Annotated in this window: 12 protein-coding genes; 10 read left to right on the plus strand and 2 right to left on the minus strand. The window is 31.1% G+C overall.

Going from position 1 to position 13,114, the window contains the following annotated elements; all coding sequences use genetic code 11:
* The first annotated feature begins 1 nt into the window (after position 1).
* From QM746_RS12085 to QM746_RS12115, 7 genes are all read left to right on the plus strand, one after another.
* On the plus strand, positions 2–1,459 hold the full coding sequence (locus QM746_RS12085) for a tetratricopeptide repeat protein (RefSeq protein ID WP_414984463.1): 1,458 nt from the start codon (positions 2–4) through the stop codon (positions 1,457–1,459).
* A 360-nt stretch (positions 1,460–1,819) separates the two neighbouring features.
* The gene (locus tag QM746_RS12090) at positions 1,820–4,174 is read left to right on the plus strand and encodes a carbohydrate binding domain-containing protein (protein WP_414984464.1); all 2,355 of its coding nucleotides are present in this window, start codon (positions 1,820–1,822) and stop codon (positions 4,172–4,174) included.
* A gap of 80 nt (positions 4,175–4,254) precedes the next feature.
* Positions 4,255–4,773, plus strand: a complete 519-nt coding sequence (locus QM746_RS12095) for a hypothetical protein (protein WP_414984465.1) — start codon at positions 4,255–4,257, stop codon at positions 4,771–4,773.
* 1,236 nt (positions 4,774–6,009) lie between these two features.
* Entirely contained in the window at positions 6,010–6,264 is a 255-nt protein-coding gene (locus QM746_RS12100) for a hypothetical protein (RefSeq protein WP_414984466.1), read from the plus strand.
* Between the two features lie 97 nt (positions 6,265–6,361).
* A complete protein-coding gene (locus tag QM746_RS12105) occupies positions 6,362–7,402 on the plus strand; it encodes a BtrH N-terminal domain-containing protein (RefSeq protein ID WP_414984467.1) in 1,041 nt (346 codons plus the stop codon).
* A 51-nt stretch (positions 7,403–7,453) separates the two neighbouring features.
* Complete coding sequence (locus QM746_RS12110) at positions 7,454–7,690, plus strand: hypothetical protein (protein WP_414984468.1); 237 nt, start codon at positions 7,454–7,456, stop codon at positions 7,688–7,690.
* 35 nt (positions 7,691–7,725) lie between these two features.
* Complete coding sequence (locus tag QM746_RS12115; protein WP_414984469.1) at positions 7,726–8,448, plus strand: MBL fold metallo-hydrolase; 723 nt, start codon at positions 7,726–7,728, stop codon at positions 8,446–8,448.
* Positions 8,449–8,508: 60 nt separating this feature from the next.
* Here the strand turns inward: QM746_RS12115 and QM746_RS12120 are convergent, their stop codons facing one another.
* Positions 8,509–9,342 carry an AraC family transcriptional regulator gene (locus QM746_RS12120; protein ID WP_414984470.1) on the minus strand — a complete coding sequence of 278 codons (834 nt, stop codon included), beginning with the start codon at positions 9,340–9,342 and terminating at the stop codon, positions 8,509–8,511.
* A 181-nt stretch (positions 9,343–9,523) separates the two neighbouring features.
* Here QM746_RS12120 and QM746_RS12125 point away from each other — a divergent pair, with 181 nt between their 5' ends.
* The 3 genes from QM746_RS12125 (at position 9,524) to QM746_RS12135 (ending at position 12,410) form a co-directional block, all read left to right on the plus strand.
* On the plus strand, positions 9,524–10,717 hold the full coding sequence (locus QM746_RS12125; RefSeq protein ID WP_414984471.1) for an MFS transporter: 1,194 nt from the start codon (positions 9,524–9,526) through the stop codon (positions 10,715–10,717).
* A complete protein-coding gene (locus QM746_RS12130) occupies positions 10,701–11,648 on the plus strand; it encodes an aldo/keto reductase (protein WP_414984472.1) in 948 nt (315 codons plus the stop codon). The genes QM746_RS12125 and QM746_RS12130 overlap by 17 nt, the downstream gene beginning before the upstream one ends.
* 132 nt (positions 11,649–11,780) lie before the next feature.
* A complete protein-coding gene (locus QM746_RS12135; RefSeq protein WP_414984473.1) occupies positions 11,781–12,410 on the plus strand; it encodes a CatA-like O-acetyltransferase in 630 nt (209 codons plus the stop codon).
* Between the two features lie 120 nt (positions 12,411–12,530).
* On the opposite strand, the gene QM746_RS12140 is transcribed toward QM746_RS12135, so the two are convergent.
* On the minus strand, positions 12,531–13,112 hold the full coding sequence (locus tag QM746_RS12140) for a YceI family protein (RefSeq protein ID WP_414984474.1): 582 nt from the start codon (positions 13,110–13,112) through the stop codon (positions 12,531–12,533).
* Between the last annotated feature and the right edge of the window lie 2 nt (positions 13,113–13,114).

Genomic DNA, 13,114 nt, shown 5'->3' on the forward strand with positions numbered 1-13,114 from the left:
AATGATACAAAAATTTCTCCTCCTTTTTTTATTCACATTTCTTCATAATATTTGTTTTTCGCAACAGGAGAAACAAATAACCAAAACAGATAGCTTGCTAAATTTATCTGACAACTATATAAATGTAGATTATAAAAAATCTTTGCAATATGCAGAAGAAGCACTCATTATTGCAAAAAAAGAAAACAATTCTAATAACAAGGTAAGAGTTTATTACTATGCAGCAAAATCTCTGGTTTTCTTCAGACAATTTGAAAAAGCTTCGCAATACATAGAAAAAGGACTTCAAGAAAAAGCCTTAAAAAATGACAACTTATTAAAAGCTAACTATTATACTCTACAAGCTTCGTATTATAGTAGAATGTCTTTGTTTGAACAACAGTTTAATAATTTACGAAAAGCCTTAACGCTACTTAAATCAAAAAAAGACATAGAATCACAAATTTTAACTTCTAATATCTATACCTATTTTGCAGATTATTATACTGAACTTCAAGATTATAAATTGGCAAATATATATTCAGACAAATCAATTTCAATAATTGAAAAAATACCTATAAATAAATATCTTTCTACTAAAAAAATCTATAAAAATAAAGCGTTTATATATTTTTATAAAAGCTGGATATACTTAGAACAAAAAAATCCACATCTGGCTTATCCTTTTATTGTTAAAGCATATAATCAAGCTGTACTAGAGAAAATAGACTATATGGCTCTTTTTAACGAAATATATGGAGACTACTATTATCAAACAAATGATTATAAAAAAGCTATTAATTTTTATTTAAAAGCAGTAGATAACAAGATTAAATTTGGACAAAATCATGCAAATATTGACACAAAAATTGCCGATACTTATAAAAAAATAGGAAATAGTAACAATGAAATTTATTATTTGAAAAGAGCAGAAGATAGGCGAAAAATAGACCAAAAAGAATACAATAAAATTATACGAAATGAATTAAATAGAATCGTTGTAAAAAAGAATATAGAAAAGAAAGAAAGCTACAATAAAATTACAATCATAACCCTAGCTTTTTGCATCTTACTTATTGTGCTTATATTAAGGATACGAATCGTTAGAAAAAGAAAGAGAGGAATTATAATAGAAAGAGAAAAAGAAATAGAAGAATTACAACAAAAAGTAACCGACACATTCTCAGAATTAAATGAATTAGCTAAAGAAAATTCTCCACATTTTTGGGGGCGATTTCAAGAAATACATCCTTATTTTGTTCAAAAATTATTAAAAATTAACCCTAATTTAAAAACTTCTGAACTTACTTTATGTGCATACATTTATCTAGGCTTCTCCAATAAAGAAATTGCAGAATATACATTTAAAGCTATAAGAACTATTGAAAACAACAGATACAATTTAAGAAAAAAAATTAACTTAAATTCAACTGAAGATCTCACCGTATGGCTTAGAAAATATATAGACGAAACTTCTTAATTGTATTTCATTTATAAAAAAACAAAAAAGACTACCTCAACAGGCGGTCTTTTTTATTTATCCATAAACAACTGACTACCAAATAAAAGTAAAAAAAAGAGTAGTAATTGAGTGGTGCTTTTTTTTGTTCATATAAGGAGATTTATTCTTTTTGTAAATGAAATCCAAATGATGAAAAAAAACACACTGAAGAAAGGAATTTTCTATACAGTAGGTTTAGTATTATTCCTTTCAAACTTTTGTGTCATACATTTTATCCTTGCTATTTTTCAATCATTACCTAACCATCCAAATATTTTCATAAACAATAAAAAATAATTTTAGCAACATAAAATCTCAACCAATTTATAAACACAACACATGAAAAAAATATTTATAGCCTTTCTGCTTTTTGCAGAAATTCTGAATGCACAAGTGGTTTTTAAAGATGACTTTGGAGCAACAACAATACCCGTAGGAACTACTGACCTTACAACAGTAGAACTTAGAAAAACCTCCCCTTACATGACTACTGGCTCTGCAAGTAACGCCTATCAATTTGCATATTCCAAAGCAACTCTTGCTGATGCAAACAATGTGTATGGAGCTAATGATTTAGAAAATGGGTATTACGCCGTAGTAGCTCCAGAATTAATATGGTATGGTGTAAATCAAAATGATTGGTACAGCTGGACTCAAACAGAAGGAAATTCCGCAAACACATCAAAATCTATCGTTTACGATCATACATCAGGAGACACCCATGGTAATGTACTTGCTATTAACGCAGGTACTTTATCCAATGTACCCATCTATAAAAGAAGCGTAGCAGGGCTAACAAATAACTCTACTTATAGAGTTTCTTTTTGGTATTATATTGTAAATCCAAGTTCGCACGCAATTATTAGAATTAAAGATATTACTACAGGTGTTTTACTAGGAGAAAGTACAGGAACTGTAATTTACAGTGCATCCACAGATTGGGCACAACTAAGTTATGATTTCACTATGCCATCAGGATGTAGTAGCCATGATATATCGGTAGAAATATATAATACCTACTCTTCTACTTCTGGAAATGATTATTATATTGATGATATACAATTAGAAAAAATTACTTACAACGCTACTGCTCCTGTAATTAATTGCCCTACCACTTCTATGCCCATTGATTCGGATGGAGATGGCATCCCTGATGATATTGACCTAGATGATGACAACGATGGTATTTTAGATAGAGATGAAGCTGGCTGTGCATTTACGGGAATAAATTTAGAAGTTAGCAGTGTTGGTATTACAAATATAACACAAACCAAAAGTACCGTGAATGCCATTAATTATGGTGAAGGTAATGGTAAAAGACTAACTGATATGACTTTTGTAGATGGATCAAAAATGACTCGCGTCGCTGAGCCTACTTCTACTTTTGCTGTTCGAAGAAATAGTTTAACATTTGAAGGATCTCGTGCTTATGAAGTAATTTATGCTGAATCTTTAGCAAGTGGTGGTAACAATATCCTAATATCTCACCCTACAAATATGGAAGAATTATTTGAAAAAGGATATTTGAATGCAGGAATGGATAATACTTTTCAAAATGCATCAGGGCAAAACGGTTCAAACATTGAGAGACTTGATATTCTATGGAAGAATGGAGTAAAAATTATTGATGCTAAAAACACTTATATTCTAGTTAATGAAAGAGGCGGACAGGAAAACGCAAGAATCTCTATTATTACAGGAATCTCTAGTTCTGACGAACCCACAGGGTTTTTGCAAGCACAAACAACTCCAAGCGTCAGAAGAAAAAAGACAATAAGTAACATGCAATACACCCTTCTTAGAAAACCTACTGCTACTTCAGAGTATGAAATTACCTCAGGATCAAGCACACAAGATATGGTGGTTTCTATGCTATCTTTTGCTGAATTAGGCGTAAATAATGGTGATACAATCTACGGATATTCACTTCTACCAAATGATGCCGTTGTAGATGGTTCAGGAAAGCCTTATCTTGACTGGACAAATCCTACCTATTATCCTACTAATACCACAGACGGCGCAGACCTGGGTATCGTCTTTGGCCTTTATGAACCGTATTGCTCATACACTAAAGATACAGATGGAGATGGCATCCCAGATCACTTAGATTTAGACAGTGATAATGATGGTTGTCTAGATGCTATAGAAGGAGGAAACAATATATCTACTTCTCAACTTGTAAATACTGGAGGTTCTCTTTCTGTAGGCACTGGCTCTACAGCTTCAAACCAAAATCTTTGTGCGGGAAGCTCTTGTGTTGATGTTAGCGGTGTGCCTCTTATTGCAGGATCAAACGGACAAACAGTAGGAGATTCTCAAAATGCAGCCGTCAATTCTAAATGTAACGCCTCCTGCTACAAACCAGCAACAACAGATGGTAACATCTATCCTACAAAACATGGCATTACTTCTTTAGGAAGAGCTGGTACAGATAGTGATAATTGGCCAATGGTAAGACAAAGCGCTTGGACGGTTTTAGAAGCAAAAACAAAAGGTTTCGTTATTAATAGAGTGAAATTCAATGCTAGCAATTTACCTGTTGCTGATGATGGTACTACCTTAATTATTACAAACCCTGTAGAAGGAATGATGGTTTATGATACCACCAATAATTGCTTGAAAATATACAGCACTACTGATAATGGAACTACTTTCGGGTGGTATTGTTTCGGTACTCAGGCTTGTCCTAATTAATAAAAAAAATGAAAATAGGTTTTCGGTAGCAGGTATAAAAATCTGCTACTTCGAAAATCTTAAAATAAAATTCAAAAACGATGAAAAATTTATTCTTCATAATGTTTGCTTTCTTTTCCTTTCAAATAAACGCTCAGGTAGCCATAGGGAAAAGCAATGTAACAAACGAAAACGTATCATTAGAATTCGGAAATGATAACAAAGGGATAATATTGCCTTGGGTTGATTCTGAAACAGCAGTTTCGGGAGCTGTAAACGGAACAATTATTTATGATACTTATGCCAAGAAAGTAAAATATCTTAAAAACGGAACTTGGTTTGACCTTAGTGTTGATACTAATGGTGTAGTAGATACAACATTACAAGATTCTAAAACAGACCTACCAAATGCAAAAGTAGCCATTGGAAAAGATGCAGCAACAGATACTACGCCAGGGATTTTGGTGTTAACGGATGCAGACAAAGCAATGATTCTACCAAAAGTAGCCAGTCCGCATCTTAATATTAAGAATCCTTCAGCAGGAATGATGGTATATGATACCGCAGCTCATCAATTGGCTGTTTTCAATGGTACTAATTGGAGTTTCTGGAAACCTTAGAAATATTAAAAACCCAACAACACAAATAAAAAGAGATAACGCAATAAACAGAGTGAAGGTTATATAGATTCTATCAGTAATTTTTATCATAGTCTTACGAATCCTTTGATTCAGTTTTTTATAATGTAATTTAATAATCGAATCTCTGTTTTTTGCATATCTCAAATCAATTTTGGCAATTAAAAAGACAATCAGTACACCTTTTTAAAGGTTAATCAAAATTTACAATACAGCCTTCAGAGTCTTCATAGTTTTCATAGTTTTTTATCATTCAGTATGTTAAAAAAAATGTGTTTTAGAAAAGAGCAGCGTTCATCATAAATATCTGAAGGCTTTTTCAAATTGTATTGATAGGTGGTAATTTGTGAGTGTAATAATAAGAGTTATACTTCCTCTGACACAATTACTACTATATTAATAAGGATATTTCTGATATTAATAATTTCCTAGACTAGCGCAGACGAGTTCTATAAATTATCTCACGACAGAATTAGGCAAAAGAATTCTAGATAAGACAATCTGTTCTATAAGGTAATTGTTAGTAAAATGGTCTATAAAAATAATAGTGGTATATAAGCTCCATTATTATGAATTGAAGAGTATCCACAAAATAAACTTTGCAAATGTACATTGTAAAGAAATTTATTTAAATTTTTGAGGCTGTCTCACAAATGAGATAGCCTTTTATAATTCTTCGAATTAATTTTTAAGAAATTCTGTATATCTTCAAATAAAATCAAGCATTTTACATGTTGTAATTCTATCCAACGCTTAGGGAAACTTATACCTAATCCATAAAATGCGAACTTAAAATTTAGGTTAGACCACTCTACTTTGTTAGAAATTGGCGAATCATCATTCGCATTTTTTTCTTAATTTAGTACGTAGAAAATTCAACTAAACTTAATCAATTAAGAAATCGTTTTTTTTCGAAAATTTACAACGTATATACGTTGTGGTTTGTGATAATTTTAAACTAATACTATGCTCAACAAAGATTTTTTCAGAATTTTAATAAAGATAATTGGTCTTTATTTTTTTATTCAAGTTATTTTCAGTGTACTTCCTTCACAGATTTCTTTTTTAGGATTTGATACAGATTTAAGTCAAAAAATTTTCTCAATAATCTATTTTTTGGCAATTATATTAGTTTCAATTCTCATTCTATATTTTCTAATTAGATTTCCTGATAAAATAATTAATTTATTCAAACTTGATAAAGGATTTGATAATGAGATGATTTCTATTAAAAATTTTGATTCAAAAAACATATTAACCGTTGGTGTTTTTATTATTGGCGGATTTTTAATCCTTGAAAACATAACTACTCTAATTTCTTTACTTTATTTTGAGCTCAAGAATTCTTATAATCCAATGTTTCCGAAAGAAAACAATAATGGTTTAAATATTTTATTTGCTGCATTAAATATTGTTTTAGGAAGTGCTTTAATAATATATCGAAAAAATATTTCCGAATATTTTGAAAAATAGACAATTAAAGTTTCATTAATTCAACTCTTGAAATTTAGTAATTCTACTACATATTTCCTCCTACTATTCTTTTACAATTTATTATTCCGAATTGAAAATGATTATAGAAAATTTTTTACCACAAGGCGGTCATCATTGCATCACGAATTCTTTAAAACAGATTTTTGAGTTTAATAATTATCCTATAAGCGAACCAATGCTACTAGGATTAGGTTCTGGTTTAGGATTTGTGTATATTAATCTGGCAAATTCTCCAATGATTGCCGGAAGAGAAAAAATTGGTGTTTACGAAACTAATCTTGAAAACAGAACCGGAATAAAAATCAGGATAAAAACACCTAAAAATGAAGAAATTGCACATGAAAAATTATTAATTTCCATCGAAAACAAAACCCCAATTTTAGTTTATGTTGACATGCCATATTTAAACTACCTCAATATGCAAAACAACGGTCATTTCGGCGGTCATTCTATTGTGGTTTTTGGGGTTGATAAAGAAGAAAAATGCTTTTATATTTCGGATAGAGACAGTTCAAATTGGAAAATCCATACCCCAAAAGGAAAAATTGGCGCTGATTTTCACAAAGTTACATTTGAAGAATTAATGCAAGCTCGTAATTCATCTCACAGACCTTTCCCAGCGAATAACAAATGGGTAGATTTTGATTTTTCAAATGCTAAATCTATAGATAAAAAAGCCATTTTTGATGCCATCCGTTTAAATACAGATAATATGTTAGATTCTCCGGCAAATCTTTTGGGAATAAAAGGAATAAGAAAATTTGCCTATGAAACCAAAAAATGGTTAAAATTTGATGATGATAAAAAAAGACTCACCGGAATAACCAATTATTTCATGATTAGTGCTGATGGTGGAACTGGAGGTGGAATTTTCAGAAAAATGTATGGAGAATTTTTACAAGAATCGTCTGAAGTAACAAAAAATAAAGAACTTTTTGCAATTGGAACCGAATTTCTTAAAATAAGCGAAATGTGGAACAACATAGCCAATCTGCTGATGGAATTGTATGAAACTGGTAAAGATTCTATAATCCAAAATTTATCCACTTATATTATAGAAATCGCAGACAAAGAAGAGGCAGAATTTAAACAATTGAGAATAATTACAAACTCATAAATCTGCTAAAATACAACACCACAAACAAAGAAAACTCAACAATTCAATACTATGAAAACAAAACTTTTCCTAATTTTGCTCTTTACATCTCATCTGGTTTTTTGTCAAATCAATGTAAATCCCGAAAGTAATTCTGTAAGCAATACCATTACCAAAGGAGGTATAGGATTGGGTTCTGTATTAGCAATTGTTCTTTCTTGGGACAGAAATAAATCTATATTACTTGCTATTCTACACGGAATTTTCAGTTGGTTTTATGTTATCTATTTTGCAATTACTAGAAAATGAAAAATAAATAAAGTTATCACTCCTTAAAATAATAAATGAAAATATACCCTTTAAAAGACGGAAACTTTTACGTTAACAAGAATAAAGATTTTTATAACCTCAACGATGCTGAAGGCTTAAAAGGTATAAAACTAGCTGTACAATCTTTTTTAATAGAAACAAGCAACCAATTAATTCTTTTAGATGCAGGAAATGGCTTCAAAGAAAACGGAAAGCCCAAAATATTGAGCAATATTGAAGCAGTTGGCTTAAATCCAGAAAAAATAAACAAAATTTTACTTTCTCATTTACACAAAGACCACATTGATGGTTTGGTGAATAGAACAATGGAAGGCTGGGTTCTCAATTTCCCGAATTCAGAAATTTATCTTCAGAAAAGAGAATACGATTTTGCAATGACTAATGCAGGAAATCCGTCTTATGATTTAGCCATTCTTCAATTTATTATTAAAAATGCCAAAATTATCTGGATGGAAGAAGACAATGGCTACATTTCTAATGAAATAAGATTTCAAGTTTCAGGAGGTCACAGCCCTTTTCATCAATCTTTTTGGATAGAAGAAAATAGCGAAATTGTTTTTTATGGAGCCGACAACTTGCCTACAGAATATTATTTAACCCATCATTTGGCATATAAAACAGATTTTGACGGCAAAAAAGCTTTGGAAAACCGACAAAAATGGGCTCAAAAAGCTCAGGAAGAACATTGGAAAATTCTACTTTATCACGATATGAAAAAAGCAATTTTAGAATTTTAAACCTCTAAAAGTACAATTTTCAATCAATTTTTTTTCAAGAAATTAAATTTGAAAATTCCATTAATTTTTGAATGATTTTTTATATTCGCTAGGGCTAATGCCTTTGTATTTTTTGAAAATTCTATTGAGATGACTGGCATCGCTAAAACCTAATTCGTGAACAATTTCGTTAATCTGCATATCTGTAAATTTCAATCTGGTTTCAATTAATTTTAGTTTATAATCTATGATATACTCTTGCAAACTTTGTCCGATTTGAGCTTTAAAATATTCACTAATATAATTAGAAGAAATACCAAAATGCTTTGCCAAAACCTCAGCTTTTAACATTTTAGGTTCATAAATATTTTGATGAATATAATTGAGCAAAGGCAATGCGTTTTCTGATTTACCATTTTCTGAGGTAGATAAAGGCAACTGCACTATATTTCTGGCAGCAATGGTAATAATGGTATTTATTAATTGTTTTATAACTTCTTGTTGCTGTGGCTGATGATTAACGTGTTCTCTGATAAGAGCTTCTACTAAGGCTCTTACTAAAGGTTTATCTGTAATTGTTTTTAAAATACAACTAGGAGAATGATTGTGATTATGAAAAATAAATTCCAACTTTTGAACCCATTCTTTACTCTGCGTTTTTAGATAAGTTTCATTAAACCTAATGAAAAAAAATTTACTTGGTAATGTTACTTCAAAAGAATGTGTATCTTGCGGAAAAATCAGAAAAAGTTTATCACTACAATATGGTAATCTATGATTATTAATGATTTGAGTACCTTTTCCATTTAAAACAAACACCATTTCGAAAAAAGTATTTTTGTGCTGTTGAGATTCATAATCGGTAACTTCTACCAAATCTAACTCAAAAGGTTGGTGCAAATTTCTTATTTCCATACTTACAAATATACAAATACTCCCAATAATTATACAACAAAAGCAAAATTGTTATTTGTAATTTTGTATCGAAAAAGTGAAAAATGAATAAGTTAGAATATTTCTTATTATGCCTTTCTGTGGCATTATCAAAAAAACACCTTTTCATTAAATTATAGATTAAGAAAATTTTTATTGAAGAATGATTGATAAAAGAATGTTGCCGTTAGCTGTAGGCGGTTTAGGAATTGGAACTACGGAATTTACAATCATGGGATTGTTACCAGATATTGCAAATGCTTTACACGTTAGCATTCCGCAAGCTGGACATTTTATTTCGGCTTATGCCTTGGGAGTTGTAATAGGTGCACCTGTGTTAGTGGGATATTCGGTAAAACATCCTCCCAAAAAAGTACTCATGTGGCTAATGGTTTTGTTTACCATTTTTAATGCTTTATCTGCAATAGCTCCCAATTATACCTCGATGCTTTTTGTAAGATTTCTTTCGGGGCTTCCGCACGGAGCATTTTTTGGAGTAAGTACAGTAGTAGCAACAAGATTAGCAGAAAAAGGTAAAGAAGCAAGGTTTATTTCTCTAGTGTTTTCGGGACTTACGATTGCTAATCTTGCAATGGTGCCTTTGGTTACTTATATTGGGCATACCTTTCATTGGAGTTTATATTTTATTATAGTGGCGATTATTGGCGCTATAACCATCTTACTGATTCACTTATGGCTACCAGAAATGGAAGGAAAAAAGAATGGACATTTTACTAATGAGCTTCATTTTATAAAAAATCCTCAAAGTTGGTACATCTTACTTATTACCGCTATTGGATTTGGAGGCTTGTTTACTTGGCTAAGTTACATCACTCCGTTAATGACAGAAGTATCTCACATTTCGGAAAATAATATACCCTACGTAATGATTTTGGCTGGAGCCGGGATGGTAGTAGGAAATTTACTTGGCGGTTACCTTACAGATAGAATTGGAGTATCAAAAGCCAGCATTACATTACTCTTTTTAATGATGTTAACATTAATTTGTGTATTCTTTTTATCATCAAACAAAGCAATTTCTTTGGTACTTACATTCTTGTGTGGAGGTTTATCAATGTCTTTGTCGCCCCCAGTCAATATTATGATGATAAAAGCTGCACCAAATGCAGAGATGATGTCTGCAGCCTTTATGCAAGCCGCTTTCAATATTGCTAATGCAGCAGGAGCTTATCTTGGGGGAATCCCTCTAACACTAGGATTTTCCTATTCTTATCCATCACTTGTAGGAGTTGGAATGACATTAACAGGTCTAATAATTTGCGTAGCTTATGTATCAAAATACAATAAGCTTAATTTAATAACAATTAAAAATAAAAGTTATGACAGAAAAAATTAAAATTCATAACACAGATTTAGAAGTTAGCCGAATTAATTTTGGTGGAAACGTTTTTGGTTGGACTCTAGACGAAAAACAATCTTTTGAAATCTTAGACGCTTTAGTTGAGAAAAACTTCAATTTTATTGATACAGCAGATACTTATCCTTGGTGGGTAAACGGAAAAGGTGGTTTATCGGAAGCCATTATCGGAAAATGGATGAAAGAAAGAAACAATCGTAATCAATTGGTAATTGCAACAAAAGTAGGCTCTGAAACCAAAGAACATGGTTTTGATGTGAGTAAAAAACACATTTTAAAATCTGTTGACGAAAGTTTACAACGCTTACAGACAGACCATATCGATTTATATTACACTCATTTTGACGATAACAAAACGCCATTAGAAGAAACACTTTCAGCTTATGACGAAATTGTAAAAGCTGGAAAAGTGAGATACATTGCTGCTTCTAACGTTTCGCCAGAAAGATTAATAGAATCTTTTGAAGTTTCAGAAAAGAACAATTTTGTAAAATATGTAGCACTTCAACCTCATTATAATTTGGTAGAAAGAACAAAATACGAAACCGAATATTTACCAATTGTAGAAAAATTTGGATTAAGCGTTTTCCCGTATTGGGCTTTGGCAGCAGGTTTTCTTACTGGGAAATATCGTAACGAAGCAGATTTAGGCAAAAGCGTTCGTGGTGGCGGAGCTCAAAAATATTTGAATGAAAAAGGTTTATCCGTTTTAGCGTCTTTAGACAGTATTGCTGAAAAACATGATACTCAACAAGCAGCCGTTGCACTAGCCTGGCTTTTGGCACAACCTAATATTGGAGCTGCAATTGCTAGTGCTACTTCTAAATCCCAATTAGCAACCTTATTTGAAGCAACTGAACTAAAATTAGACAAAGAAGACCTTAATTTATTAGACCAAAAAAGTAAATAATTCAAAGAAAAAAATTGAATTCTAGCCTAATATAACTATAAAGACAAATGCAAAAATCTGCATTTGTCTTTTATTTATTCAAATTTTACTTAAATAAATTTTTTAGTTTAAATTCACATCAATTAAAATAAAATGAAAATACTAGATATAGAAAATTGGAAAAGAAAAGAACATTACGAGTTTTTTTCTAAAATGGCAAGTCCGTATTTTGGAATTACAGCAGAAGTAGATTGCACCAAAGCCTACGAAAAAGCCAAAGAAAAAGGAATTTCTTTTTTCTCTTACTATCTTCACAAGTCTATGATTGCAGTAAACTCTGTAGAAGAATTAAAATTGAGAATTATTGATAATCAAGTTGTTTTATTCGACACCATTCATGCAGGAGCAACAATAGGAAGAAATGACGGTACTTTTGGATTTATTTTCGCAAATTTTTCAAACAATTTTGAAGAATTTAATTCAGAAATTCAAAAAGAAATAGAAGCTGTGCATCAGTCTTCAGGTTTACGATTGAATAATGATGACATAAAGAAAAATTTGATTCGACACTCTACCCTTCCTTGGACCCATTTTACAAGTTTGCTCCATCCCACCAATTTTGACAGAACAGAATCTGTTCCTAAAATCACTTTTGGTAAATTTAGCATTAGAAATGACAAAAAATATCTACCTGTTTCTGTAGAAGCTCATCATGGTTTGGCAGACGGTCTTCATCTTTCTCAATATTTTAATGAATTTCAAAAACAACTCGATTCCGAGTAAGCAAAAATTAAAAAATAACCTCAAAAAGCAACATTACATCACTAATTGAGGCACTTAAAACAATTTCAAAAAAGGCAAAACCAATGAATCAATTTTGCCTTTTTATTTATTGCTCTATATCTAATCTTTTGCTATTTCTGTGTTCGCCCAAACGATAATATCGTCTCCTACTCCACTTACAGCTGGAGCTTCGCCAACGCCAAAGTCTGTACGTTTTATTTTACCTTTAATTGTAAAACCTGCAGTATTTTTCTTAGACATTGTAACAGCCATACCGTTGTAAACTGCATCAAAAACTACAGGTTTTGTAATTCCGTGAATGGTAATATCTCCTTTTAATTTATATTGATTTCCTTTCACTTTTGTAAAAGAAGTACTTTTGAAAACCAATGTAGGATATTTATCAGCATCAAACCAAGCACCACTTTTAAGGTCATTATCTCTGTATTCTACTTGTGTATTGATAGATTTAATATCTGCTGTCATAAGGAAAGTAGCATCAGAAAAATCGCTTTTATCTGATTGAAAATCTACCGTAAATTTTTGAAATGCACCTTCAACCTGAGAAATGCCAAAGTGTGTTGCGCTAAAATGCAACTGAGAATGGTAAGGATCCATAGACCATTTTACAGGTACAAAAGGAGCAAATGACAACAATACCAATGATAAAATTGACATTGTTAAAATTATTCTTTTTTTCATGT

It is taken from the genome of Cloacibacterium sp., from assembly GCF_047601505.1.
Taxonomy (GTDB): Bacteria; Bacteroidota; Bacteroidia; order Flavobacteriales; family Weeksellaceae; genus Cloacibacterium.